The following is a 26,006-nucleotide window of genomic DNA, read 5'->3' on the forward strand; positions in this document are numbered from 1 at the left end:
TATCCGGTTCAGGCCGGAATGCCCGCACCGTCAGGCGCTGCTTCGGGGGAGGCGGCCGCCTCGATGTCTTGTCGATGTTTTTCGAGATATTCGATGGAAGCCTTCATGACGACTTGTCCGTAGCCGAGCACGAAGCGCTTGGATGCCTGGTCAGTACCGGAGGCGAGAGCTTCCTCGATGCGGGCGAGATCTTCACGGCAACGTGCAAGATGGTCATCCACCATGTCCTTTACGCGCTGGCCGGGCAGCATGGAGGCGAAAAGGGAAGCGAAGACGAATTCGGAGCGGTACTTGTCAGGCGACAGCGGGGACATCAGCGCATCGCGAAGTGCTTGCCGCCCTTGTTCGGTGAGCGAATAGACCTTTTTGTCCGGGCGGCCGTCTTGTGCTTCGGCGGTGCAGGTGAGCATGCCTTGCTCGGTCAGGCGTGTCAGGGCCGGGTAGATGGAGCCATAGCTTGCATCCATGAAATGGCTGAACAGGCCGTCCTCGAACAGCTTGTTGATCTCATAGCCGGTGGAGTCGCCCAGCATGAGCGCTCCGAGGCAAAGCGTGGATACCTGCATTGGGAGAGAAATCGCCTTGTTCCCGTGCGGAACCGATCATGAAACCGGCCGGTCGCCTATATTGTTCCGATATAAGCGACCTATTTAGGTCCGATATAGGTCGCATAAAAGGGTAACAGCGTTATTACCCGTAGAACCTGGTCGAGTGTGTTTTTTCGGTATCACCGCAGGAATGGGCCTGAAAGCTGGCCGAACGGGTACCTTCGCTCTTGTTACTAAGAATGATCCGCAATAAAAAAGGGTGGAAATAAACAGCCTCCGAGGACGACATGACCGCCGACATGAAAAGCCATCGCCGCAAACGCCGTCTCGCCGTTCTGCTGATCGGAACCGCCGCGATGGCGGCGGGTTTTCTTCTCGGTGAAATTCGTTCGGTCTCCGCGGAAGAGGCGGGGCAGGTCGATGTCTATTCCTACCGCCAGCCCTATCTGATGGAGCCGCTCTTCGAGGCCTTTACCGAGGAAACCGGTATCAAGGTCAACATGGTCTACGCCAAGGCCGGGCTTCTCGAGCGGCTGAAGGCGGAAGGCGAGGCGGGGCCTGCGGACATGTTCCTCACCGCGGACCTGCCGCGGCTCGTGGAAGTGCAGGAAGCGGGCTTTGCCGCCCCCGTCATGACGGACACGCTGTCGGCCAATATTCCGGCTCAGTATCATGAGGAAGAGGGCAGATGGTGGGGTCTTACCCAGCGCGCCCGCGTCGTCTATGCCTCCGCGGATCGTGTGCCCAAAGGCGAGTTGACCAGCTATCTGGGGCTCGCCGATGAGAAGTGGAAGGGGCGAATCTGCATCCGTCCTGGCGACCATCCCTACAATCTGGGGCTGACCGCCGCCATGATCGCACGGCATGGCGAGGAACGGACGAAAGAGTGGCTGCGGGGCGTGAAGGCCAATCTCGCGCGCAAGCCCCAGGGCAACGACCGCGCCCAGGTGAAGGCCATCTATGAAGGCCAGTGCGATCTGGCGATCGGCAACACCTATTACATGGGCAAGATGCTGGCCGATCCCGAGCAGCGCAAATGGGCCGAGGCCGCCTACATCATCTTTCCCGATCAGGATGGCGCCGGCGCGCATGTGAACATTTCCGGGGCGACGGTGCTGGAAGGCGCAGACAATCGCGAGGAAGCGGTGGCGCTGCTGGAATTCCTGTCTGGCGACAAGGCGCAGGAAATCTATGCCCAGTCCAATTACGAGTATCCGGTGAAGCCTGGCGTGCCGTGGTCCGACACGGTAAAAAGCTGGGGCGAATTCAAGGCGGATACGGTCGATCTCGCCGTGATCGCCGATCTGCATGACGAGGCGCTGAAGCTCGTCAACGAAGTGGATTTCAACGCTGGATCCTGATGTTTGGCTGACATGGTGAAACTGACGCCGGGGCGGTTTGGCGCCGGGCGGAAAACGGGCCGGTTGGATGCCGGCCCGTCTCTTTTTTCTGAGCGCGCCCGCTCCGGACTCACATTGCTTGTGGCGCTTCTGGTGGCGTTTCCGGTCGCGGCGGTGGCCTGGATCGCGCTCACCGGCGGTATCGGCGCCAATTGGCAGCACCTCTGGGAGACGGTGTTGCCCGGCTATGTCCTGAACTCGATCAAACTGGCGGTACTGGTCGGTATCGGCGTTTTCCTCGCCGGCACGGCCTGCGCATGGCTTGTCACCATGCATGACTTTCCCGGCGCCCGGTTTTTCGAATGGGCATTGCTCTTGCCGCTCGCCATGCCCGCCTATGTGGTGGCCTTCGTCTATACCGACCTTCTGGAATATGCCGGGCCCGTTCAGGGCGGGTTGCGCGACCTGTTCGGCTGGCAGACGCCTCGCGACTACTGGTTCCCGGAAATCCGGTCCCTCGGCGGCGCGGCCTTCGTGATGACGATGAGCTTCTTCCCTTACGTCTATCTGCTGGCACGCACCGCGTTTCTGGAACAATCGCTTTGCGCGCTGGAAGTGTCGCGCACGCTGGGTTGTACGAAATGGGATGCGTTTCGGCGCGTGGCGCTGCCGCTGGCATGGCCGTCCATTATGGTGGGGATAATGCTCTGCCTGATGGAAACGCTGAGCGATTTCGGTGTGGTCGATCTTTTTTCGGTTCAGACGCTCACAACCGGCCTCTTCAATGTCTGGCTGGTGATGGGCGATGCGGCGGGCGGCGCGCAGATCGCGCTGGTGCTGCTTGTCTTCATCGCAGGTCTGGTCTGGCTGGAGCGCCGGGGCCGTATCCGCCGGGCCTATTATGTTCAGACATCGCGGATGAGGGCGCCGCCGCGACGAAAACTGTCCGGATGGCTGGGAACGGGTGCGTCGTTATTATGTTTTCTGCCGTTTTTTTGCGGTTTCCTGCTCCCGGCGGCGATCCTCGTAAGACTGTCCGGCGCCAGGCTTTCCGACGCCCTGTCGCTGGATTTTGCGGCCCTGGTGGTGCGCTCGGTGACGCTGGGCGGCGTGGCGGCGCTTCTCTGCGTCGCGGTTGCGGTGGGGTTGACCTATTCGACTCGGCTCGGCGTCTCACGCCCGGCTGCGCTGGCCGCGCGCGCGGCGAGTTTCGGCTATGCGGTCCCCGGCGCGGTACTGGCAATCGGCGTTCTGGTGCCTTTCGGTTTTTTCGACCGCACGGTCAACGGTTTCATGGAAGGCGTTTTCGGCGTTTCGGTCGGGCTTATCCTGTCCGGTACGGTGGCGGCACTCCTCTTTGCCTATCTGGTGCGCTTCCTGACGCTGGCGCATGGCACCGTGGAAAGCGGTCTGAAGCGTGTGCGGCCGTCGCTCGATATGGCGGCGCGCACGCTGGGGCGGGGCGCAACGGGAACGCTGCGCGATGTTCACCTCCCGCTCATTCGCGGAAGCCTTTTGACGGCGATTCTGCTCGTCTTCGTCGACGTGATGAAAGAGCTGCCCGCAACGCTTGTGCTCAGGCCTTTCAATTTCGACACGCTGGCCACGACAGCCTATTCTCTGGCGGCTGACGAACGTTTTGCCGAGGCCGCTCTTCCTTCGCTCGCCATTGCAATGGCGGGTCTCCTGCCTGTCCTCTTCATCAGCCGGGCCATTACGAAAGCGCGGGACTTCGGAGCGAGCCCGGAAACAGAGGTGCTGATGTGAGCGCTACGCCCGCGCTAAAGGTCGAGGAGTTGAGTCACGGCTATGAGGGCCGTGCGGTAATCGACGGTGTGTCGCTGTCGGTTGCGTCCCGGGGGGTAACGTGCCTGCTTGGGCCGTCGGGCTGCGGGAAGACCACGTTGTTGCGCATCGTCTCGGGCCTCGAAACGCCATGGAGCGGCACCGTCGAGCTGGACGGACATGCGGTCGAGGGGAAGGGACTGCACCTGTCACCGGAAAAGCGCAATGTCGGGTTTGTCTTTCAGGACTATGCGCTTTTCCCGCATCTGACGGTGATGGAAAACGTGCTGTTCGGCATGCCGCGAGGGGACGCCGATGCGGAAAGGCGGGCGACCGCGCTGATCGAGAGGCTTGGCCTGTCGGAGAAGGCGCGCGACTATCCGCACGTTCTCTCCGGCGGCCAGCAGCAGCGTGTTGCGCTGGCGCGCGCCCTGGCGCCGGATCCTTCCATTCTGCTGCTGGACGAGCCGTTCTCGGGGCTCGATACGGTTTTGCGTCGCCGCGTGCATGAAGAGCTGCGCGAGGTTCTGCACGAAACCGGCGTTGCCGCCGTGGTCGTTACCCATGATCCGGAAGAGGCGATGATCCTTGGCGACCGCATTGCGCTCATGCGCGAGGGCCGGGTCGAGCAGGAGGGGACGCCCGAAGAGCTCTATCTGCGCCCGCGCACGCCATTCGCCATGAGGTTTCTGGGCGAGTCCAACGCTCTATCCGTAACCGGCGACGGCACGGCCGCCGATACGCCTTTCGGCGCGGTACCTTCGGACGGCCTCGCAGGCGAGATCGTGGCGCTGATGCGTCCTGAAGCCGTGAAAGTGACCCGTGAAAAGCCGGCCGATACGGAGGCCGCGAAGGCAAGCGTCATCTCGCGCGTCTTTGTGGGGCGCGCGACCAGGCTTCACATGAAGCTGAAAAAGGGCGACCAGATTCTGACCGCCCATATTGCGCGTTTGTCCGATATAGAGCCCGGCGCGGATGTCTGGTTGAGCGTGGCACCGGAAGACATTCTTCTGTTTCCGCAGGATCAGGACGGCGACACGGTAGCGCGCTGACCGGCGGATGAGACCGAACGGTCTTCGGTCTCGCCGCCCTTGTCCTGCCCGAGGACCGCGCGCAGGAAGAAGTAGCCGGCAAGCGCGGAAACGGTCGATCCCAGCAGCACACCGATACGGACCTCGTTGAGAAGGTCGCCGGAATTGAAGGCCAGCGTGCCGATGAAGAGGCTCATGGTGAAACCGATGCCGGCAATCGCCGACAGGCCCGCCACATGCGCCCAGGTCAGGCCATCGGGAAGTTTTACGAGGCCGGATTTGACCGCGAGAAAGCTGAAGCCGAGCACGCCGAGCGGCTTGCCGATGACGAGGCCGAGCGCGATACCCAGCGGCAATACGCCGGTAATGTCGGAAAGCGACATGCCGCTGAAGGAGACGCCCGCATTGGCGAAGGCGAAAGCGGGCAGGACCATATAGGCGATCCACGGATGCAGGTCGTGCTCGAGCTTGTGGAGCGGGGACTGATGTTCTCCGGCATCCACGCCATCGCCGGTCCGGAGGGGGATGGTGAGTGCGATAAGCACGCCAGCCAGCGTGGCATGGATGCCGGATTTCAGGACGCACACCCAGATCACTGTGCCGATAAGCACATAGGGAGAGATGCGGTGGACGCCTGAAAGGTTGAGGGAGATGAGCGCGGCGAAGCCGATGGCCGCCAGACCCAGCACGCCGAGTGAAAGGTCGCTCGTATAGAACAGAGCGATAATGAGGATGGCGCCGAGGTCGTCGATAATGGCGACCGCCAGCAGCATCACCTTGAGCGCCAGGGGAACGCGGTTGCCGAGCAGCATCAGAATGCCGAGCGCGAAGGCGATGTCGGTGGCGGCGGGAATGGCCCAGCCGTTGAGCGTTTCCGGGGATCCCCAGTTGATGCCGGTGAAGATCAGGGCCGGGACGGCCATGCCGCCGATGGCGGCGATGGCAGGTAGGGCGGCCTTGTCGAAGCTCGACAGCTCGCCCTGAATGAGCTCGCGTTTGATCTCCAGCCCAACCAGAAAGAAGAACACGGCCATCAGGCCGTCATTGATCCAGAGCAGCAGCGCTTTGGAGATTTCCAGTTCGCCGATCTGGATGGCGACGGTGGTGGAGAGAAGCGTGTCGTACCACGGGCTCAGCGGCGAATTGTTCGCCAAAAGCGCCAGAAGCGCCGCGCCCATGAGGATAAGCCCCGAGGCCGATTCCAGTTTCAGAAACTCGCCGATACGCTGGATGATGACACTCAACTCTCAAACTCTCCCGCCAGAATGCACATGGCAATGAGATAGGGCGAAGCGGTGTTGAAGAAAATCCAAACTCAGGCAATAGTTTGATAGAAATTATCTATCAGGAGCCTGCCTCGAGATGGATCCGAGCGAGCCGACACTGAAGCAACTCCGATATCTCGCCGCGCTGGACGAGGTGCCGCATTTTCGCCGGGCGGCGGAACGTCTGGGGGTGAGCCAGCCGACGCTGAGCGCCCAGATACAGGCGCTGGAAGAGGCGCTGGGTCTGCACCTGGTCGAACGAAGCCGGTCAGGCGTGGCGTTGACGCCGCTCGGTCGGGCCGTGGTGACGAAGGCCCGTCCCGTGCTGGCCGGGGCGCGGGAGATAATGGACTTCGCGCGCGAAGGGCGCACGGGACTGGCGGGGACGATCCGCCTGGGCTCTCTTTCCACGCTCGGTCCCTACCTCCTGCCGCATGTGGTGGCGCGCCTGCACAGGCAATATCCCTCTCTCAGCCTCTATGTGCGCGAATGTCAGCCGGAAGCCCAGAAACGCGAATTGTCAGAAGGACGGCATGACGTGCTGCTGACGCAAATGCCCTTTTCTGGGCAGGATTTCGTCAATGAGGAACTCTTTCACGAGCCGCTTTATCTCGCCGTGGCGCGGGACCACCCGTTGGCGACGCGTGAACGGGTCACGATGAAGGACATCGAGGACGAAACCATGCTCTCGCTCGGCATGCGTTTTCCGCTTCACGCGGAGGTGTCGCGTCTGGCCGCCAGCTATGGCGCCCGTATGCAGGCCGATTATGAGGGGACAAGTCTCGACGCATTGCGCCTGATGATCGGCATGGGGATGGGGGCGAGCTTTTTGCCCGCGCTTTATGTCTTCTCGGAAATCCGGTCGGGCAGCGATGTGGTCGCTTTGCCGGTGCACGGGCAGAGGCTGGAAAGGCGCGTGGCGCTGACCTGGCGCAAGGGCGCGGGGCGGGCCACAGCCTATCGCCGACTTGCGGCGATCATTCGCGAGACCGTGCGCCGCCGTTTCAAAGAACTGACCGTCACGGGCAATGCGGACGCCGATTTGGCAATCATCCGGGGCCGGGTCTAGATTGGGGCAAAAGGCCGCTTCGACCTTAGTGTCGGGCAAGGGGAGAAACGTCCATGGCAAAAGTCGGGCTCTTCGTTACCTGCATCGTCAACACGATGCGGCCCGAAATCGGGTTTGCGAGCCTGAAGCTGCTGGAACGGGCCGGATTCGAGGCGGAGGTGCCGCGCGACCAGACTTGCTGCGGCCAGCCCAACATGAATGGCGGCGACAAGGCGGGCGCGAAGGAATTCGCATGTCGGCTGGCAAAACTTTATGCCTCCTACGACTACGTCGTTGCACCCTCCGGTTCCTGCGCGGGCACCATCCGGACGCATTATCCTGACCTGTTCGATGAAGACGACCCGGACGGCGTGCCGGTGAAGGAACTGGCAGCCAAGACCTGGGAACTCACATCGTTTCTCACCGAGGTCGCCGGCCTCGCGGATGTCGAGGCGAGTTTCGATGGCGCGCTCGCCTATCATGACAGTTGCGCCGGGCTTCGCGAACTCAAGGTGAAGCAACAGCCTCGTGCGCTGCTGAAAACGGTAAGGGGACTGGAACTGAAGGAGCTGCCCGATGCCGAAGTCTGTTGCGGATTCGGCGGGCTCTTTTGCGTCAAATATCCCGACGTTTCTGGCGAAATGGTGCGCAAGAAGGTCGCCGATATAGAGGCCACGGACGCGAAGGCCGTCGCCATGGGCGATGCGGGCTGCATGCTCAACATCGAAGGCGCGCTCGCCCGCAAAGGCTCGGATATCAAGGTCTGGCACGTGGCCGAGGTGCTGGCGGGGCTCGCGAAATGACTTCCCCGAACGAATGGCATACCCCCGAAATGCACGTGACGAGCGAGCGCTTCTCGGAGAATGCGCGACACGCGCTGGACGACAAGGTGCTGCAGGGCGGGCTTTTCATCTTCGCCAAGGGCTTCACCGCGCTGCGCGAGATCGGCATCTCGCAAGTGCCGGAATTCGGCGATATGCGCGACCGGGCGCGCGACGTGAAAGACCATGTGCTGGCCAATCTCGGCGATTATCTCGAGCAATTCGAGGAGCGCGTGATCGCCAATGGCGGCCGGGTGCATTGGGCGCGCAATGCCACCGAGGCCAATGAAATCATCGCCCGCCTTTGCGCGGAGGCGAATGCGAAGACCGTCGTCAAATCGAAGTCGATGGTGACGGAAGAGCTGGAACTTAATCCCCACCTCGAAAAACAGGGGATAGAAGTGTTCGAGAGCGATCTCGGCGAATACATCATCCAGCTACGCAAGGAAAAGCCGTTCCACATCGTCGGCCCGGCGCTGCACCTGACCAAGGAACAGGTGTCGGACACGTTTTACGAGGCGCATAAGCGCTATGGCCGCACCGAAAAGGTGACGGAGAAGGAAGCGCTGGTGCGCGAAGCGCGGATCGTCCTGCGCGAACGCTTCAAACAGGCCGATGTGGGGATAACCGGCGCGAACTTCCTCGTCGCGGAGACGGGCAGCATCGCGCTGGTGACGAATGAGGGGAACGCGGACCTTTCCGCGACCCTGCCCAGGCACCACATCGCGGTGACGGGGATCGAGAAGATCGTGCCGACACTGGAAGATCTCGGCGTGTTTCTGCGGCTTTTGCCGCGCTCCGCGCTGGGCCTCGATACGGCGAATTATCTCTCGCTCTACACCGGCCCGAAGCGCGACAGCGACCCGGACGGGCCGGAAACATTCGACATCGTGCTGGTGGATAACGGTCGTTCCGACATGCTGGGAAACGAGTTTCAGGACATGCTTCGCTGCATCCGCTGCGGGGCTTGCCTGAACGGTTGTCCGGTGTTCACCAGTGTGGGCGGACAGGCATACGGGTCGGTCTATTCCGGGCCGATGGGGGCGGTGTGGACCCCGGCGCTGGCGGGGATAACCCATGCCGCGAACCTGCCCAATGCCTCGACTTTCTGCGGAAAATGCGAGGAAGTCTGCCCGGTGCGCATCCCGCTGCCGAATTTGATGCGGCACTGGCGGGAGCGGGAGTTCGAGCGGCATTACACGCCCGCGGGGCAGCGCTGGGGCATGGGCGCCTGGCGGTGGATTGCCGCGCGGCCGGCGGTCTACCGGCTCGTTTCGTCCATGGGCGGGCGCATTTTGCGCGCGATGGCGGCCAGGGGCTGGGTGAAAAAGCTCCCCGGTTTCGCCGGCGGCTGGACCGAAATGCGCGACCTGAAGGCGCCGGAAGGCGGCAGTTTCCTTGACCAATATGCGAAGGGAAGGCGGAGCTGATGGGCGCGCGCGACGAAATCCTCGGCAAGCTCGTCCGCCGGACGAAGGGCTCCGGGGCGACGGGGATAACCGGCCATCTGAAGCCCGCCATGGCGATGACAACGGGCGAGGAGATGGTCGCCCAGTTCCGCGACAAGGCGGCGAAGCTCTCTTGCGGTCTCTCCGAATTGTCGAGATTGAACGAGGTTCCGGGCGAGATTGAGCGTGTGCTGGGCGAGATTGGAGTGGAGCCTCTCCTGCATGTGTCCAACGAGCCGGAACTGGCCTCGCTGCCATGGGAAGATATCCCCGGTTTGAGAACCAGCCGCGAGATGAATCGCGATGCGCTGGACGGCGTGGCGGCGGTGAGCGCCTGCGCGGCGGCGAGCGCGGAGACGGGCGCGCTGGTGCTGACCTCCGATGCGGACCATGTGACGGCGATCGCCTTCCTGCCGGATTTCCATTTCGTGGTGCTGCGGAAATCGCAGATCGTGCCGGGCTTCGAGGGCATCTGGTCGGCGGCGCGGGCGAGGGGCGGCAATCGCGACCTGCCGCGCGCGGTGAACATCATCGGCGGGCCCTCGCGCACCGGGGATATCGAGGCGACCATGGTGATGGGCGCGCACGGGCCGCGCCACGTCCACATCCTGCTGGTGGACGGCTAGGCCCTCGCCAGACGCGCGCCCACGGGCTAGGCTTTTCGCAAGCCGACCTTCCATGAGGCGTTCATGGCCTATCGCCATTCATTTGCCGGTCACCGATACGAGTTCGCCGATCTGAAAACGCTGCTGGCGAAGGCGAGCCCCGCGCGCGCCGGCGACCGGCTGGCGGGCCTCGCGGCGGAAACCGACGAGGAGCGCGTCGCCGCGCGCTTCGCGCTGGCGGACCTGCCGCTCGACACCTTTCTCAATGAAGAACTTATCCCCTATGAAACGGATGAGGTGACGCGCCTCATCATGGACGGGCATGACGAAGACGCCTTCGCACCCGTTCGCGGGCTGACGGTCGGCGGCTTCCGCGACTGGCTACTTTCCGATGCGGCGGACGAGGCGGCGCTGAAGGCGCTCGCGCCCGGGCTGACGCCGGAAATGGCCGCCGCCGTCTCCAAGCTCATGCGCAACCAGGATTTGATCGCCGTGGCGAGGAAATGCCGCGTGGTGACGGCGTTCCGCTCCACCATCGGGCTTGCCGGACGGCTCGCCATCCGCATCCAGCCCAACCACCCGACGGACGATCTGAAGGGCATCGCGGCCTCCACGCTGGACGGGCTCATGTATGGCTGCGGCGACGCGGTGATCGGCATCAACCCGGCAACGGACAGTCCGGAAGCGATGGCGCGGCTCCTCCATCTCGTCGACGACCTGCGGCAGCGCTACGACATCCCCACGCAATCCTGCGTGCTGGCCCATGTGACGACGGCGATGGAGGTGATGAGGCGCGGCGCGCCGGTCGACATCGTCTTCCAGTCCGTCGCGGGCACGCAAAAGGCGAATGAAAGTTTCGGCATTAACCTCGCCATGCTGGCCGAAGCGCGCGAGATGGCGCTGGCGCTGAAGCGCGGCACGGTCGGCGACAATGTCATGTATTTCGAAACGGGGCAGGGCGCGGCGCTCTCGGCGGATGCGCATGAAGGGCTCGACCAGCAGACGGTGGAAGCGCGCGCCTATGCGGTGGCGCGCGCCTTTTCGCCGCTGCTGACGAATACGGTGGTGGGCTTCATCGGCCCGGAATATCTCTTCGACGGCAAGGAGATCGCGCGGGCGGGGCTCGAGGATCATTTCTGCGGCAAGCTTCTCGGCGTGCCCATGGGCGTGGATGTCTGTTACACGAACCACGCCGAGGCCGATCAGGACGACATGGACAATCTGCTGACGCTGCTGGGCGTGGCGGGCTGCAATTTCGTCATGGGCGTGCCGGGCGCGGACGACATCATGCTGAGTTATCAGTCCACGTCGTATCACGACGCGCTTTACGTGCGCTCCGCGCTGGGCCTGAAGCCCGCGCCGGAATTCGAGGCATGGCTCAGGGCCATGAACATCATGGATGAGCGGGGTCAGGTGAGGCCGGAGCTCGCAGGCGGCGCGGGCGCGGCGCAGCTTCTCGAATACGGGGCGGCGGAATGAGCGGGCCCGATCGCTGGTCCTTCCTGCGCGAGTTCACCGCTGCGCGCATCGCGCTGGGCCGCACCGGCAATGCGCTGCCGACGGCAAACCTGCTCGACTTCCAGATGGCCCATGCAAGGGCGCGCGATGCGGTACATGCCGCGCTCGACATGGATTTGCTGCGCGGACAGATTGCGGATGCGGGGATCGGGCTGGAAGTCGCGGAAGTGAATTCGGAAGCGCCGACGCGCCATGCCTATCTGCAGGACCCGTCAAAGGGGCGGCATCTGGCGGCGGATGCGGAACTGCCGGAGGCGGCGGGCGAGCATGACGTGGTCTTCGTCATCGGCGACGGCCTCTCCGCGACGGCGGTGCATGAAAACGCGGTGGCGACGCTCGCCGCGACGCTGAAACATCTCGAAGGCTGGAAAGTCGCGCCGCTCGTGATCGCACATCAGGCCCGCGTGGCGCTCGCCGACGAGATCGGCGCGCATTTCCACGCGGCGCTGAGTGTGATGCTGATCGGGGAGAGGCCGGGCCTTTCGGCGTCCGACAGCCTCGGCGCCTATCTCACTTACGAGCCGAAGCCGGGGCGGCAGAACGCGGAACGCAACTGCGTCTCTAACATCCGCCCCGCAGGTCTGAAACCGGAGCTTGCCGGCTACAAGATCGCCTGGCTGCTGAAGGAGGCGCGGCGGCTGAAGCTCACCGGCGTGAAGCTGAAAGACGACGCGCTAGAGGCGCTACCGGGTGGTGGGGCGCCGGTGCTGGGTTCTTGAACCTGCTTACTTGTTAGGAGTGGTAGAGCTTCGCTTAGGGGGCTTTGGCCGGATACGGCCCAGCGAGTCTACGATCCTCACTCTATGACCAAAGCGGTGAAATTCTTCAACGGTACGCTTTCCCATTCGGTCTTCCACGGTGACCGTAAAATAAGCGTTTGTTCCCGATCCGACATAGCGGGCGGTAAGTTCCTTGAAGAACCAAATGCTCGTTCCGTGCTTGCGGCACAGCTCGTTCAGAATGGCCGGCGCGGCGCAAATACGTCCATCAGCACCAAGAGAAGGTCTGGCTCCGGAAGATGTTCCCGTCAGGAAATCGACGATAATGTATCCTTCCGGCTTTCCTTCAATGCCATCATAGATTTCCCCGCCAACACCGAAAAGGAGGCTCGCATCGCTCGTCAACGATGTAGCGATATTGTGAGCAATGGATCTGAGTTTTCCGTGTCTCATTTTTGAATTGTAGCACATCAGCTGTGGAACAAGATGGGATGTTCTGACGAGGCTATCTTGATGCTTTCCCATGCCTCATGTCGTCCCGGCACTCGTTGCCGGGACCCATTCACCTTGATACTTGGCGAAACGCGAGTGGATCCCGGGAACAAGTCCCGGGATGACAATGTTGGTGGGGGTGAAGGAACCAGCCCCAAACCCCGTCATTCCGGGCTCGACCCGGAATCCATGCAGCCTGGAGCGCGCCGCAGCCTCAGTATGGATGCCGGATCAAGTCCGGCATGACGATGTTGTTTGGGAGGGGTCGCCTCAGCCCTCGCGTTTCACCCCGCGCAATGGCAACACCTCATGGAACTTGCCGCTCGCGGTGAGTTGGGGCGGGGTTTCGCTTTTCCGTACCGTGATGTCCTCGAGGCCGTTGTCGCGGAAGACGCGCTGGACCGATTGGCTGACCTCCTGAAAGACAACTTCCGCTGTCGCCTCGTCAGCGGCGTCTATCCGGATCTCGAACTCTCTCTCGCCGGTTTGGGCAAGCTGGACGCGGCGGGCGCGCTCGTGTTCCAGCTCGAAGATGAGGGGCGACAGCGTGGCGTCGCCGACGTGAACGAGCGTTGCCTCGCGTCCTTCCACCTCGAAACTGCGGAAGGGCGAGCCGCAGGGGCAGGGGTCCGTGTGGAAACGGATGCAGTCGCCGATGTCGTAGCGGATGAAGGGCTGCGCGTCGTTCGCCAGCACCGTCAGCAGTGCGGTGTCCGACAGCGTGCCGTCGGGCACGGGGCGCATCGTGTCGTCGACCGCTTCCAGGATCACCCAGTCTTCATGCACATGCTTCCGCCCGTGGCTGCACACGAAGGAGAGCACCAGGCACTCGGTGCAGCCATAGGCATCGAGAATGCCGTATTTCAGCGAGGGGAACGCCCGGCGCACGCGTTCGCGAAGTTCGTTCGTGAGGGTTTCGCCGCCTGTGTTGAGGATCACCGGCTCGATCTTCAGCCGCCCGGCTTCCTTTTCCTTGACGAGGATCGTCAGCACACTCGGGTAAGTCACGATGTTGGAAACGGGGATCGCATTGAGTTGCTCGACGAGGCGGGCGATGGGCTGCTCGGCCTCGACGAAGGTCACCCCCTGCACGAGCCTCGGATGAAGGCTTCTTACCAGCTTGTTGTACCCGGTGCCCGCAAAGTGGCCGTTGCCGCCGGTGACCGTCACCCGCATGCCGCGCTCGCGCATCTCCCGGAGGAACTTCCAGTGGTATCGCTCGAAGCGGGCGAGGGAAATGCCGAAGGAATATTCAAGGAAGCGGGAGGGCAGGACGATGATCGCCGGTTCGCCCGACGTGCCGGAGGTTCGGAAGACCGCGACACCGCCAATGGGCACGCCGATCTTGCTCATGTCCGCGAGATGCGCGCGGGCCTTTTCGAGGGGGAGGGTGCGGATCGTCAGCCAGTCGTCGAACGCGCGCATGAGATCGGGCTTGCGGGTCACCGGCAGGTCGCGCAGCTCGACCTCGCTTGAGGGCGGCACGTCCGCATAGAGCCGATGGAACAGGGGGGAGTCGGCCCGCGCCTTTTCAACCAGACGCCTGAGGTTGCGGCGTTGCTTCGCTTCGATGCGTTTCCGCCCGCCCCATGCGGTCCAGAGCCCGCCGAGGAAATATCCGAACATCCTGAGAAGACTGAAACGCATGACTGCCGACCTCCCCCAAAAGTCAGCCGCGCCCCTTCGTTGATCCGGCGCGGCTGGCTCGGCACTGGATTGCTTCGTCGTTTCACTCCTCGCAATGACGACCCCAGGTGAGAAAATCCTCAATCCTGATAGTTCGCTGCGCGCTTTTCGAGGTTGGACATGATCGCCTCGACCTGGTTCGGGCTGCCGATGAGCTTGTCCTGCTCGACGGATTCCATGGTGAGGCCTTCCTCCTCGCTCACCACCGCCGCGGCGTTGAGGATGCGCTTGGAGGCGCGGATGGCGCTGGGGCTCTTGCCCGCGATTTCGCGCGCGGTCGCCAGCGCGTCTTCGCGCGGGGTCTCGGTGACGCGGGTGGCGAAGCCGATGCGGCCCGCTTCCTCGCCGAGGAAGATGCGACCCGTATAGGTCAGCTCACGGACGATATCCTCGCGCACGAGGTGATACATGATCTGCGTGCCGGCCATGTCCGGCACGAGGCCCCATTTGATTTCCATGATGGACATCTTCGTGTCCGGCGCGACATAGCGCATGTCGGCGCCCAGCATGAGCTGGAAGCCGCCGCCGAAGGCGACGCCGTGGACGGCGGCGATGACCGGCACTTCGAGTTCGCGCCACTGCCAGACGACATATTGCGCGCGGTTGGAGATGCCATGCGTGCGGGGCGTGAGACGGTTCGGCACGCCGCCCTTGTCTTCTTTCTTGTCGTCACCGGCCATCTTGCCGAAATTGCCCATGTCGAGCCCGGCGCAGAAGGCGCGCCCGTCGCCCGAGATCACCACGGCGCGCAGGCCCTTTTCGTTGCGCAGGCGCTCGCCCGTATCGAGCAGCGCCTCGAACATGGCGTCGTCCAGCGCGTTCATCTTGTCGGTGCGCACCAGGCGGACATCAGCCACGCCGTCCTCGATAGTGACGGTAATCCGTTCGCTCATCTCTTATCCTCCCGAAATTCCGGATTTTCGATTTCGTTTTGCGGGAGAGTAACGCATTCGGCGGCGCTGTCCGACAGGAAAGAGGCCGATGACGCCGGGGAGGGCGCCGCGGCCGGCGTTGACAGGCGGCGACCTTGCGTCAAATCTGCTTGAAAACGAGATGCAAACGAAAACGGGGCGGGACGCGAGATGGCCGAGCAGGGCGACAAGACGGGGATTTGCGGGGCGGCGACATGCGATTGCCCCGACCACGACCACCATGCAGATGAGCTTTATGGCTGCCCCTGCTGCGCGCCCGTATTGCAGGACCTCGGCCTGATCTCGCTGCCGCCGCTGGCCAATGCCGCGCGGCCCGAAGCCTGGAAGAAGCTCGGTGCGCCGAAGGAGGCGCCCGCCGAGACGGTCGTCATGGCCAATGCGACGGTGGTGACGGCGGATGCGGGGTTTTCCATCGCCGAGGCGCTGGCCTTTCGCGACGGGCGCATCCTGGCGGTGGGCACGCTCGACGAGGTGAAGGAGGCGGCGGGCGAGGACGCAGAGGTCGTGGACTGCGCGGGCCGCGCCATCCTGCCGGGCTTCATCGAGCCGCATATGCATTTCTTCCCCATCGCCATCATGAACCGGCTTACCGATGTGGGCCCGTTCAAATGCGACGATGCGGATGCCGTGATCGCGCGGATGGGCGATCTGGCGGCGGAGACGGAAGACGGCACGTGGATCGTTGCGCGGCAGTTCGACCCCTCGCTCCAGCCGGGCGCGGACCGCATCACGCGGCATACGCTGGACCAGGTCGCGCCGCGCAATCCGGTCTTCATCTTCAATGCGTCGCTGCACATCGCCTATTGCAACTCGGCGGCGCTGAAGATCGCGGGCGTAACGGCGGAGACGCCGGACCCGGCGGGCGCGGCCTATGGGCGCGATACGGACGGCCATCCCAATGGCGTGCTGCAGGGGCAGGCGACCATGTTCGGCGTGCTGGCGCATAACCTGTCCGCGCTGGCGCTGGACGATGTGCCCGCCGCCTGCAAGGCGGTCTGCGAAAAGGCCAATGCGGTCGGCATCACGACATTCTGCGATCAGGCGAGCGGCGGCTTTCAGGGACCGGGCGAGATCGACGCCTTCCATGCCTTCGCGGCCTCCGGCCATATGACGGCGCGGCTGCGCTATTCGCTCATCAATTCGAGTGCGAAGCGCTGGGACGAAAGCGACATCGCCTTCGGCAAAGGCGACGGGATCGCCCGCGCGGTGGGCTGGAAGATCGTGTCGGACGGCTCCAATCAGGGCCGCACCGGTTTGCAGCGCGAGCCCTATTACGGGCGCGAGGACACCGGCATCGCCTATGTGGACAAGGACAGCTTGCGCGAGACGGTGGTGCAGCGCGCGCTGGAAGGCTGGCAGGTGGTGGTGCATGCCAATGGCGACAGGGCCATCGACCATGCGCTGGACGCCTTTCAGGCGGCCTATGACGCAGGCGCGCCGCGCGAGCGCCGCTTCCGCATCGAGCATTGCTCGATCCTGCATGACGAGCAGATCGAGCGGATCAAGGCGTTGGGTATTAGCCCGAGCTTCCTCATCGGCCATGTGCATTATTGGGGCAAGGCGTTCCGCGACGACATCTTCGGGCCGGAAAAGGCGAAGCTGCTGGGCCGGGCGGCGAGCTGCGGCAAGGCGGGCATTCCCTGGACCATGCATTCCGACGAGCCGGTGAGCGAAATGGGGCCGCTGCGTCTCATCGACAATGCGGTGAACCGGACCTTGTGGAAGGAGCCCGGCAGCGTGCTGAACCTCGAAGAACGGGTGAGCGTGGAAGAGGCCATTCTGGCGCTGACGCGGGATGCCGCCTGGCAATGTCATTCCGACCACGAAATCGGCTCGCTGGAGCCCGGCAAATACGCCGATTTCGTGGTGCTGGACCGCAATCCGCTGGCCGTGGCGCCCGGGGAGGTTGGGGGAATCCAGGTTCTGGAAACATGGATGGACGGACGGCGCGTATTTGCCGCTTTATCTTCATAAGCGGTAAATAATTGCGTGAGTAAGCTAAAATGGCGGTTGCAAACCGTGACAAAAATGCACAACGCTATCCTTGTACGATTGCTAACGTCGGGTTTGGGGAAGAAACGAAGTCATCACTTCCAATGTCAGACCACCACGACAAGATCGGCGCCGCATTGCGCGATGCGCGACAGGCCTGCGGACTCTCACTGGATGAGGTCGCGGAGCGCATCCATATTCGCCCCGTCTATCTTCAGGCGATAGAGGCGGGGCAGTTCGAGCTTCTTCCCGCCGTTCCCCAGCGCCTCGGCTTCACGCGCTGCTATGCCGACTTCCTGCAGATCGATCTCGGCGACGATATCGACAAGCTGAGCGAGGAAGTGAACGACCATGTTTCGCAGACGGATTATTCAGCGCCCGCGCTTTTGCTGCCGGAGACGCGGCGCGGCTGGGGAATGTACGGCGTGGCGGCGGTGCTGATGGCGCTGGTCGCGGGAAGCGTCTTCTATTTCAGCGGAACGCAGTCCGGTGATGTCGCGGCCACGAGCGCGCCGCAGACCAGCGTGCCGCCCGCAAAGGCGTCGCTGCCGGTGCTGGAGGACAAGGCCGAAAGCCCGGCGCCGCGCGCCGCCGAGCCCGCGCCCGCCGAGGAGCGGAACGAGACGCCCGCGGCGACCGACCTTGCCGCCGGGGACGAAGCCTCCGCGACCCCGTCCGAAACGCCGGTGGCGCAGGCCCCCGTCGCCGCCCCTGTGGTCGTGGCGGATGCCCGTGACGCGGAACCCGCGCTGCGAAACGACACCGCGCCCGCCGCCGACACGGACGAGGCGGCGCCCGCTGTCGAGATCGAGACGGCGAAGGCAAAACCCGTTGCCGCCGCTTCCCGCGAGACCGGAACCGGCGAGACGGAAAGCGCGGAGCTGACGCCGGCCTATCTGGCGTCGAGCGACGTATTCATTCGCGCCCGGCCGGATAATGGCGGGGCCGTGCTGGGCGTCGTCAATCGCTGCGAGCCCTTGCAGGTGCTGGGCGGCAACCGCTATTGGCGCGAGGTCGAGCGGAAGGACGGCACCAAGGGCTGGGTCTTCACCGACTATGTGGCGCAGCGCGGACAGGCCGGCTGCGTCTGAGCGGCTTGCCGCCGCCTTTCTCCCCCGCCTTTCCTCTCGATGAAAAGCCCGTAAGTTTCCGCCATGCCATGCGCCTTTCGGCCCGCCGGGACGAAGCGTCGCATTGTGCCGGGGCGCGGGGAGGCGTAGCGCCGTAACATCCGTGCCGGTCCGACAGGAGGAAATTGCGGAATGGGGCTTTCATCCGCCGTTGCGCGCCATGCGAAGGGGTTTGCCGCGCGCCTGCTGGGCGTGTGTATCGCGATGCTCGCGGTGTCCGGCTGCGACGACGGGCAGGCTTGGCATGCCACCGATCTGTCGGGTGCGTTTCCGCCGCTGCATTTCGCCATGACCCGCGCCGATGACGGCAAGCAGGTGACGGAAGCGGATTATCGCGGCAAGGCGGTGCTGCTCTATTTCGGCTACACCTTCTGCCCCGATGTCTGCCCGACCACGCTCAGCCATATCAGCAATATTCTGGACCGCATGGGCAAGTCGGCGGACGATGTGCGCGTGCTCTTCGTGACCGTGGATCCGAACCGCGACACGCTGCCGGACCTCAAGCGATATGCCGACGCCTTCGCGCCGCAGGTGGACGCGCTGCGCGGGACGCCCAACGAGCTTGCGGCGCTCGCCAAGCGCTATCGCGTTGCCTATACGGTGCGTCCGGCGAAGGATGACAGCGACTACGAAGTGTCGCACGGCTCCGCCGTCTATGTGTTCGACGGCGAGGGCCGGATCAGGCTGCTCTTTTCGTCGCTGTCGCGCGCGCAGCCGGATATGGACGGCATGACGACCGACCTTGAAAGACTGACGCGGGAAGATTCAGGCGGCGGCTGGCTGAGCCGCATCGCCGCCTGGTTCTAGGGTCTTATTTGCCGGTCGCGGTCGCGCCCTTGACGTCGAAGCTGCCGGTCAGCGTCGAGCCGTCCTTGAACTTCAGCGTGACCTCGGCAGTCGTGCCCGGCTTCAGCCCGGCGGCGGGCTTCATGCACATCAGGTGCTTGCCGCGGGGCGCGAAGCTGACGCTCTCGCCCGGCGCGACGGCGACTTCGGGGAGCATGACCATTTTGTCGCCCTTGCTCTCATGCAGCATGATGCTGCCGCAGGCGGGCGAGGATGCGCCGACAAGCGTGCGGGCTTCGCCGCTCTCATTGGTCAGCGTGAAATAACCGGCGGCGGGCCGGCTCGGCACGATGACCCGCATCCATGTGTCGGACAGGTTGAGGCCCGCCGCCTCGCCGGCAAACGCGGGCGCCGGTGCGAGCGCGCCCGTGCCGAGGGCCAGGGCGAGGCTACATGCCAGTCCAGCTTGCCGCATTGATGGCAGGAGATGTTTCATCCTCATTCTCGCTTTCTGCCTCTTCTTCGGCGAGGCGCATGAAATTCAGCACAAGCAATAACCCGACGGCGCTCATCATGGCACCCGGAATCCACACGATGAGCCCGCCATAGGCCTGATCCGCCATGGCGTCGATCGAGGGATAGATGCGGCCGCACCAGTGATAGAACTCGTAGAGATCGCGGCTGGAAAAGGTGATGAAGGCCCCGATCAGGATTTGCGGGAACATCACCCCCATCAGAATGCCGCTTCGCGCCAGGAACCCCAGACGGGCGGGCGGCGAGGGGCGCGGATCGAAGATCAGGCTCCAGAACAGGATCCCGTCCACCACCATGGACCAGTTCATGAGGGAGTAGAGCCGGGGGTCGACCATGACCCGGAAATGAATGTCCGGGATCAGCCAGAGATAGATGAGCCCGACGAAGAGGAAGGCGGCGAGCGCCGGCTGCTGGACGACATGCATGACGCGCCTGAGCCAGTGCGCGCGGCAAAGCCGTGCGAGCGGCCCCGGCATGCCGCGCAGGATCGTCGCGCCCGGCCAGCCGAGCACGATCAGCATCGGCCCCAGATGGTGCATGACGATGTGCTGGAAGCGATTGAGGAAAAACATGTGCTGCGCGAGATAATCGTAGCGCGTCATCAGCACGGCGTAGGTAAGGGCAAGGCCCGCCACGAAACAGGCGATGCGCCATTTCGCCGGGCGTTCCCCGGGCGAAGAGAGTTGCAGCCCCCGGACGAACCACCAGAGCGCAAGCCAGAAGGACACGAATTCGAGCGGGTAGAAATCCCACGGCGCCCAGACGGGCAGCAGCGTGGGCACATTGCGGCAGAGCCACCATAAAGCGGCGCTCGCCGCGGCCAGCAGCAGATAGACCGCGCCGTCCATGAACGGAAGGGAGGCCCGGCGCGGCAGCGCCTTCTGGAGAGCGGTGGTCACCATTCGCATCCTTGAAGCATACCCCAAGGGTGCTAGTCCCTGCCGCCCGAAATGCCAAGTGGGCGCGCCCGCGTCCGGTCGTCGCAATGGCCGCGAAAGGCATTCGGACAAAAGAAGAGGGAGCCCTTTCGGGCTCCCTTGAGATGCCACTGGCTGCGAGAGGGAGGTGAGGGGGGGACACCGGGATCGCGCAGTGGAGCAACTGAAGCGGTTTGCCTACGTGGTACCGCCGTCGTTGTGAAGATCATAATGACAGGTATACGTGCCGGGGCCTTGATCTGGATCATTTATGGTGATTTAGCCCGCCAGGGCCGGATTTCCGCCCGGTTCGCGGTCAGGGGGGAGTTGACGAAAGCGGACCCTTGCGCATAAGTTCCGGGCCTCGCGACGCGGGATTCCCGCGCTTTGCGCACCAAGTGCCGATCACGGCGCCATTTGCGGTATTTTTACTGTATCCGGGCATAAAAGCCCGGCCGGCTCAGGCTCTTGGGGGATCGTCTAATGGTAGGACAGCGGACTCTGACTCCGCCAGTCTAGGTTCGAATCCTAGTCCCCCAGCCAACTTCTCATAAGACATTGAAATCGTGGGAGTTTTCGCCCAGCAGAAGGTCATCTTCTATGGGGTCACCCACAACTCGCCCACATGCCACCCACATCAGCCGCAAGAAGGGCATGTACTACTACCGGCGGCGAATCCCTTGCTCCACTAGGGAGGTCAGCCTATCCCTGCGGACCGATGATTTTTGGGTTGCCGGTCGGCGGGCTCGCGCTCTCGGCAGCCTCTTCGATTTTGTATTGAGTTCACGCCCCCTCATGATCCCCGAGCTACAAGACATTCTCAGGCGGTACCTTCAGCGCCTCGTGGACGAAGACCTCCAGCGCCACCTCGCCACTCCACCTGGAGAACCCCTCTACGCTGGCTTTGTGCCCGCGAGCGAAGAGGATGCCGTCGATGCGGACATGGAAGTTCTTTCTCACATTCGCTCCGACCTCAGAGAGGCGCTCGCACACAGGAAATATGAGAGGTTTGGGGACGAGATCGATGCCCTGATGAAGGAGAATGATCTCCCTGCTTCTTCCCGCCCTGCGTTGGGCATGGGGGTCCTTCAAGCCCAGCTGCAGCTCGTGAAACTTCAAGAAGAGCGGCGGATGCAGCCGGTGCCCGAGATCGTCCTTGAGCCTTCACTAGTGGTCGAGAGCGTTTCTCAGAAGGCTCCAGAGCCCGAAGGACCATTGCTGCAGGAGGTGCTGCCCAAGTTCTTCAAGCAGATGCGGCAGTCAGAGGAGTGGACAGAGCACACGCTGGGTCAGAACAGGCAGACATACGAGATGTTCGTGCAACTCAACGGCAACCTGCCCGTCACGGCCTACACCAAGAAGGATCACTTCACCCCCTTCTACGACATGCTGACAGCGTTGCCGTCCCTGTGGTCGAAGGCCCGAGAATGGCGCGACATGACGCCGATGGAGATCGTCGAGCACACGGCTGAAGATGATGCAGTGCCACGGCTGGCAATGAAGACCGTAAAGCGTCACTTCAGCGCCTTGGGGCGCCTGTTCACCTATCTGATCAAGCGTGGCCTGTATGAGGGAGAGAACCCCGCTCACGGCTTTGAGTTTCCCTCCAAGGGACGCGCAAAGTCGCGGAGGCATATGTGGGAGGGCGATACGCTGACAGCTCTGTTTCGGTCGCCGGTCTGGACTGGGATGATGTCCGAAAGTCGGCGTACAGAACCTGGAGAAGTCATCGTGCGCGATGAGAAGTTCTGGTTGCCGATCTTGGCCCTGTACCATGGCAACCGCCTTGAGGAGTTCGCTCAGCTCGTGGCGGGCGATGTTCGGGAGGAAGATGGCATTCCGTTTTTCGACGTGAACGATGACGGCGACAAGCAGCTCAAGAACGAGCAGTCCAGGCGGCGCATCCCGATTCATCCTGAAGTGGTGCGCATCGGCTTCCTTGAGTACGTGAAAGCGAATGCACCCAACTCAGAAGACCGCGTGTTCCCGAACCTCAAGCCCGGCGGCCCCGACAAGCGTCTGGGGTACACATTCACGAAATGGTGGTCGCGGTATCGACGGCAGATCGGTCTCTATGAGGTGGGGTTGGACTACCACTCGTTTCGGCACGGGGTGACCACGAAGCTGTTTGACGCAGGCGCTAGCGCGGCCATCGTCGATGAGATCACGGGGCATGAAGGGCAGGGGACGAGCAGCAAAGTGTACCACAAGGGCAGCGGCCTAAATGCTCTTAGGGATGCCATTCAGAAGATCGAATGGCCGGAGGTCGACTTCTCGCACCTATACGTCAGCACCGACGGTGTGGTTGCAATTCGCTAACGATTTGCCCCTAGAGACTGCCCCGCAGCAGCTCTCGCTCGCTGCACCCACCTCATAACCAAGAAACTCGAATCTCGGAGAACTCATGAAGCACATTTGCGCCTTCTTGTCCCTTTTCGTTGCCGTCTCGGTAACTGGCTGCGTGAGCCACGAAAACTCGACATCCGGTCGCGCCAAGACCTCGATGATCGGCATGTCCAGAGAACAAGTTCTTCAGTGCGCTGGTGTCCCTCAAGGCACGATGAAAGTCGGCGACACAGAAGTCTGGAAGTATGCGGGAGAGGGTGGCGTGTCGGCTCATCTCGGATCAAACGGTAACATTGATGGCGAGACCGCCCTGTGCCAAGTCGCAGTTCTGTTCCAAGGGGACGAAGCAAAGGATGTCCGCTTTTCGAGCAATAACACAGGCTTGCTCAAGGGGCGCAGCATGTTAAATGCGATCATGGGTGAACAATACCCTGTATGCGCACGTATAATAGCTCCGTGTACCGCTCAATAAATCGTCGTGATAGCATGAGGAAGAGGAGGCGCTAGATCGTGTGAGGCGGTTCAGCTTTAATGTGACCGGCGCTTTCTCTACTGCAATGAAAAAGGATTACAAGAAGGGCAAGGTCAGTGCTGAGAAGGCCCGTGAACGCATTCACGACGCCGCTGGCGGCATTAACCTCGCAACATGGGTGCTGGTGATGGGTGAGAAAGACCCGGTCGTAGAGGCCCTGGAGCGGTACAAGGTGCCCGTGACCCGGAGCAACTGGATCAAGTTCAGTTACCCGGATGGCCCTCCGAAACCGTGGACGGCGGAGCATGAGGCGGAGCTTCCAGAGGAACTCCAGCTCAAATCCAAGGAAGATGGCAGCATCTTCAACGAGATGTGACCAAAAGGGGGGCTTCGGCCCGGCGAGGTCCCTATCTTTTTCAAAGAACATATTCTGGGTGTGCAATAAAACTTGCGAGCCTGCCTCTTTCGGGCATGGAGGAGGGCTCGGATGGGTGTTACATTTCAGACAACGACCGTCGTCAGTAATGAGATAAACACCGTGAAGAAGCCGTACCTGGGCTATGCCCGCGTCTCCACCGACAAGCAGGGCCGCAGTGGCCTCAGCCTCGAAGCCCAAGAGGGCGCGATCCAGGACTATGTGAGCCGCCAGGGAGGGAAGCTCCTTCAGCCCATCTACGTCGAGGTGGAGAGCGGCAAAAACACGGCACGACCGGAACTCACCTCGGCCCTTGAACGTGCCCACCTCCTGGGGGCTACCATCGTCGTCGCCAAGCTGGATCGCCTGAGCCGCGATGCCTCCTTCCTGATGGAATTGGTGAAGTCGGGTGTGGATGTCGTCTTCTGCGACATGCCCGAGTTGCCCGAAGGCCCCATGGGCAGCTTCATGCTCCGCCTCATGGGCTCTATCGCAGAACTGGAGGTCGGCCTCATCAGCCAGAGGACCAAGGTTGCCCTGGAGGCCGCGAGAGCCCGTGGCGTGACTCTGGGGGGCTACCGTGGTGGACCAAAGGTTGATCCGAAGCTCGGGCTCAAGGCGCGTCAGGAGAAGGCACAGGCGTTCAGGGAGCGTGTGCTAACGGTCATCGACGACCTCGATCCCGATGGCACCATGTCGGCCAATCAGATTGCCAAGGAGCTATCCGCGCTGGGCGTTAGGACGCCGAGGGGAAAGACACAGTGGACGGCGGCACAGGTGATCCGGCTGGGTAAGGACTAAATCCAATCGATGATTGCGTCGACGACCGTATCAACTTCTCCCAGGGTTCGAGGCGCAACGAAGACTCGGGCTCCTACGCGCATTTGCCATCCTCATGCCGGGGGCATAGGGTTTCGTTCCATAACCGACGTTGATGGAGTTGCTCGTGAGACAGTTTCTCGTGATCGCCCTAGCACTGGCTGCGCCGCTTGCCCTGGGCGGGTGTGCCGTGACCGCCTCGCCAGTCACCGGCCCGGAGGGCAAGACCGCCTACTCCATGAAATGCTCCGGCTATATGCGGACGCTGGATGATTGCTACAAAAAGGCGGGAGAACTCTGCCCTACGGGCTACACGATTGATGCCATGCCAACCAGCGCAATCGGGCCGGGCTCCTACATGATGATCTCCTGCAAAGACAAATCCTGACACCCGACAACTTTCACGCCTTCGCCCTGTTAGACAATGGCCTACTACACGCTGGTGCCAATGATTGTGCTGAGATGGTTTGGTGGTCGCAGCCGAAACCCGGCGGATGACACTGGCCTTGCCGCGCTCCCCATGGACCTGAAACCCATACTGAATGCTTAGTGGCTCAGGCGCGTGGGACTCCTAGACATTTTGACCCCCGGGGATCTGAATGTCGTCGGTTCAAAAAAGGGGCTAAAGGGTCGAAGTTGTTGTTGATGGTGGTCGGACCTTTGAAGGAACACCTCCCATGATCATCACCCTCTTCCACAACATCAATGTACGAACTCTGTGGCAACACAGGTGTGCACGGGTGACACCGAGCGTCATCGGATTCCTTTGAGACTGTAGTGGGAGATGGTTGTGGATGATATCGGCGGAACAAAAGCCCACCACCACAACTCCTCTAGTCTCCTAAGAGACAGAAGAACAATGATGATGGGCTGATGGTGTTGGGACGAAGGTCCGTCGCCGATAGCTACCCTTTCCCTATAATACTATAGAGCCTGGGTCGTTATCCTGAGAGCTGAGGCTCCATGACGAGTGACCGCCCCTGAAGTGACCAGGGTGTCCCCTCGATAGCCATGTTCCTGGCTTTGTTGAACGTGGTGTTGGCGATCTCTTCTCCGACCTTAGTCGCGATAAGTGACTTCAGTTTCTTTGAAGAGACCCTGGTCACTTCGGCTCCCATGATCCCCAAGGTCTCACGGATCACAGATGCCACGTGCTGTGTCCAGCCACGGGATGATTGTGAGAGGTACTTGGGTTCCCACGGAATCCACTGAGCCCCGGGGAGATAGGGCTCAAGTAGCCTTCTCACCTCAACACCATGTCGTGGTAAGCGGTGTTCCGGTCACACCCCGCCCATTTCACCGGCTTGTTTTCGGCTTCCAGCGTTTCGCGAGCTTGAGGACTTCGAGACGGAGTTCA

Annotated in this window: 24 protein-coding genes and 1 tRNA gene; 18 read left to right on the forward strand and 7 right to left on the reverse strand. The window is 62.5% G+C overall.

Annotated elements, in window-relative coordinates; translation table 11 throughout:
* Positions 1–8: 8 nt before the first annotated feature.
* The gene (locus FHS78_RS17615; protein WP_167095688.1) at positions 9–533 is read right to left on the reverse strand and encodes a PadR family transcriptional regulator; all 525 of its coding nucleotides are present in this window, start codon (positions 531–533) and stop codon (positions 9–11) included.
* A 302-nt stretch (positions 534–835) separates the two neighbouring features.
* Here FHS78_RS17615 and FHS78_RS17620 point away from each other — a divergent pair, with 302 nt between their 5' ends.
* The 3 genes from FHS78_RS17620 to FHS78_RS17630 all read left to right on the forward strand — a co-directional run bounded on the left by FHS78_RS17620 (position 836) and on the right by FHS78_RS17630 (position 4,725).
* Positions 836–1,909, forward strand: coding sequence for a Fe(3+) ABC transporter substrate-binding protein (locus FHS78_RS17620; RefSeq protein WP_246220578.1), 1,074 nt, complete (start codon positions 836–838; stop codon positions 1,907–1,909).
* A 120-nt stretch (positions 1,910–2,029) separates the two neighbouring features.
* Positions 2,030–3,655, forward strand: coding sequence for an ABC transporter permease (locus FHS78_RS17625; protein WP_343042009.1), 1,626 nt, complete (start codon positions 2,030–2,032; stop codon positions 3,653–3,655).
* Positions 3,652–4,725, forward strand: a complete 1,074-nt coding sequence (locus FHS78_RS17630) for an ATP-binding cassette domain-containing protein (protein ID WP_167095689.1) — start codon at positions 3,652–3,654, stop codon at positions 4,723–4,725. The genes FHS78_RS17625 and FHS78_RS17630 overlap by 4 nt, the downstream gene beginning before the upstream one ends.
* Here the strand turns inward: FHS78_RS17630 and nhaA are convergent.
* Positions 4,698–5,948, reverse strand: coding sequence for a Na+/H+ antiporter NhaA (gene nhaA, locus FHS78_RS17635; RefSeq protein ID WP_205305369.1), 1,251 nt, complete (start codon positions 5,946–5,948; stop codon positions 4,698–4,700). The two genes, FHS78_RS17630 and nhaA, sit on opposite strands and share 28 nt — an antisense overlap.
* Positions 5,949–6,066: 118 nt before the next feature.
* Here nhaA and FHS78_RS17640 point away from each other — a divergent pair, with 118 nt between their 5' ends.
* From FHS78_RS17640 to eutC, 6 genes are all read left to right on the forward strand, one after another.
* Positions 6,067–7,038, forward strand: coding sequence for a hydrogen peroxide-inducible genes activator (locus tag FHS78_RS17640; protein ID WP_167095690.1), 972 nt, complete (start codon positions 6,067–6,069; stop codon positions 7,036–7,038).
* Between the two features lie 53 nt (positions 7,039–7,091).
* Positions 7,092–7,820, forward strand: coding sequence for a (Fe-S)-binding protein (locus FHS78_RS17645; protein WP_167095691.1), 729 nt, complete (start codon positions 7,092–7,094; stop codon positions 7,818–7,820).
* A gap of 29 nt (positions 7,821–7,849) precedes the next feature.
* Positions 7,850–9,268: a LutB/LldF family L-lactate oxidation iron-sulfur protein gene (locus FHS78_RS17650; RefSeq protein ID WP_167095714.1), complete on the forward strand. Its 1,419-nt coding sequence runs from the start codon at positions 7,850–7,852 to the stop codon at positions 9,266–9,268.
* A complete protein-coding gene (locus FHS78_RS17655; RefSeq protein WP_167095692.1) occupies positions 9,268–9,912 on the forward strand; it encodes a LutC/YkgG family protein in 645 nt (214 codons plus the stop codon). Before FHS78_RS17650 ends, FHS78_RS17655 begins: the two co-directional genes overlap by 1 nt.
* 63 nt (positions 9,913–9,975) lie before the next feature.
* A complete protein-coding gene (locus FHS78_RS17660) occupies positions 9,976–11,370 on the forward strand; it encodes an ethanolamine ammonia-lyase subunit EutB (RefSeq protein ID WP_167095693.1) in 1,395 nt (464 codons plus the stop codon).
* Positions 11,367–12,128: an ethanolamine ammonia-lyase subunit EutC gene (eutC, locus tag FHS78_RS17665; RefSeq protein ID WP_167095694.1), complete on the forward strand. Its 762-nt coding sequence runs from the start codon at positions 11,367–11,369 to the stop codon at positions 12,126–12,128. Before FHS78_RS17660 ends, eutC begins: the two co-directional genes overlap by 4 nt.
* Before the next feature lie 6 nt (positions 12,129–12,134).
* On the opposite strand, the gene FHS78_RS17670 is transcribed toward eutC, so the two are convergent.
* The 3 genes from FHS78_RS17670 to FHS78_RS17680 all read right to left on the reverse strand — a co-directional run bounded on the left by FHS78_RS17670 (position 12,135) and on the right by FHS78_RS17680 (position 15,199).
* Positions 12,135–12,653, reverse strand: coding sequence for a hypothetical protein (locus FHS78_RS17670; RefSeq protein WP_167095695.1), 519 nt, complete (start codon positions 12,651–12,653; stop codon positions 12,135–12,137).
* 237 nt (positions 12,654–12,890) lie between these two features.
* Positions 12,891–14,267, reverse strand: a complete 1,377-nt coding sequence (locus FHS78_RS17675; RefSeq protein WP_167095696.1) for a phenylacetate--CoA ligase family protein — start codon at positions 14,265–14,267, stop codon at positions 12,891–12,893.
* A gap of 119 nt (positions 14,268–14,386) precedes the next feature.
* Positions 14,387–15,199: a crotonase/enoyl-CoA hydratase family protein gene (locus FHS78_RS17680; protein ID WP_167095697.1), complete on the reverse strand. Its 813-nt coding sequence runs from the start codon at positions 15,197–15,199 to the stop codon at positions 14,387–14,389.
* Between the two features lie 189 nt (positions 15,200–15,388).
* On the opposite strand from FHS78_RS17680, the gene FHS78_RS17685 reads away from it, so the two are divergent.
* The 3 genes from FHS78_RS17685 (at position 15,389) to FHS78_RS17695 (ending at position 19,167) form a co-directional block, all read left to right on the forward strand.
* Positions 15,389–17,212, forward strand: a complete 1,824-nt coding sequence (locus FHS78_RS17685; RefSeq protein WP_167095698.1) for an amidohydrolase — start codon at positions 15,389–15,391, stop codon at positions 17,210–17,212.
* A 122-nt stretch (positions 17,213–17,334) separates the two neighbouring features.
* Positions 17,335–18,321 carry a helix-turn-helix domain-containing protein gene (locus FHS78_RS17690; RefSeq protein WP_167095699.1) on the forward strand — a complete coding sequence of 329 codons (987 nt, stop codon included), beginning with the start codon at positions 17,335–17,337 and terminating at the stop codon, positions 18,319–18,321.
* A 171-nt stretch (positions 18,322–18,492) separates the two neighbouring features.
* Positions 18,493–19,167, forward strand: coding sequence for an SCO family protein (locus FHS78_RS17695; RefSeq protein WP_167095700.1), 675 nt, complete (start codon positions 18,493–18,495; stop codon positions 19,165–19,167).
* Between the two features lie 4 nt (positions 19,168–19,171).
* Here the strand turns inward: FHS78_RS17695 and FHS78_RS17700 are convergent, their stop codons facing one another.
* Together FHS78_RS17700 and FHS78_RS17705 are read right to left on the reverse strand one after the other, a co-directional pair.
* Positions 19,172–19,621 (reverse strand): copper chaperone PCu(A)C, encoded by a 450-nt coding sequence (locus tag FHS78_RS17700; RefSeq protein WP_167095701.1) that lies wholly within the window; start codon positions 19,619–19,621, stop codon positions 19,172–19,174.
* Complete coding sequence (locus tag FHS78_RS17705; protein WP_167095702.1) at positions 19,596–20,582, reverse strand: cytochrome c oxidase assembly protein; 987 nt, start codon at positions 20,580–20,582, stop codon at positions 19,596–19,598. The genes FHS78_RS17700 and FHS78_RS17705 overlap by 26 nt, the downstream gene beginning before the upstream one ends.
* 484 nt (positions 20,583–21,066) lie before the next feature.
* On the opposite strand from FHS78_RS17705, the gene FHS78_RS17710 reads away from it, so the two are divergent.
* The 6 genes from FHS78_RS17710 to FHS78_RS17735 all read left to right on the forward strand — a co-directional run bounded on the left by FHS78_RS17710 (position 21,067) and on the right by FHS78_RS17735 (position 25,037).
* Positions 21,067–21,140: transfer RNA gene (locus tag FHS78_RS17710), tRNA-Gln, on the forward strand.
* Between the two features lie 57 nt (positions 21,141–21,197).
* Positions 21,198–22,916 (forward strand): tyrosine-type recombinase/integrase, encoded by a 1,719-nt coding sequence (locus tag FHS78_RS17715; protein ID WP_484555878.1) that lies wholly within the window; start codon positions 21,198–21,200, stop codon positions 22,914–22,916.
* Positions 22,917–23,001: 85 nt separating this feature from the next.
* The gene (locus FHS78_RS17720) at positions 23,002–23,415 is read left to right on the forward strand and encodes a hypothetical protein (protein WP_167095704.1); all 414 of its coding nucleotides are present in this window, start codon (positions 23,002–23,004) and stop codon (positions 23,413–23,415) included.
* A gap of 40 nt (positions 23,416–23,455) precedes the next feature.
* Positions 23,456–23,791, forward strand: coding sequence for a hypothetical protein (locus FHS78_RS17725; protein ID WP_167095705.1), 336 nt, complete (start codon positions 23,456–23,458; stop codon positions 23,789–23,791).
* A gap of 111 nt (positions 23,792–23,902) precedes the next feature.
* Positions 23,903–24,631, forward strand: a complete 729-nt coding sequence (locus FHS78_RS17730) for a recombinase family protein (protein ID WP_167095706.1) — start codon at positions 23,903–23,905, stop codon at positions 24,629–24,631.
* A 145-nt stretch (positions 24,632–24,776) separates the two neighbouring features.
* Positions 24,777–25,037, forward strand: a complete 261-nt coding sequence (locus FHS78_RS17735; RefSeq protein ID WP_167095707.1) for a hypothetical protein — start codon at positions 24,777–24,779, stop codon at positions 25,035–25,037.
* The last annotated feature ends 969 nt before the right edge of the window (positions 25,038–26,006 follow it).

Origin of the sequence: Parvibaculum indicum (assembly GCF_011762095.1) — a bacterium.
GTDB lineage: Bacteria > Pseudomonadota > Alphaproteobacteria > Parvibaculales > Parvibaculaceae > Parvibaculum > Parvibaculum indicum.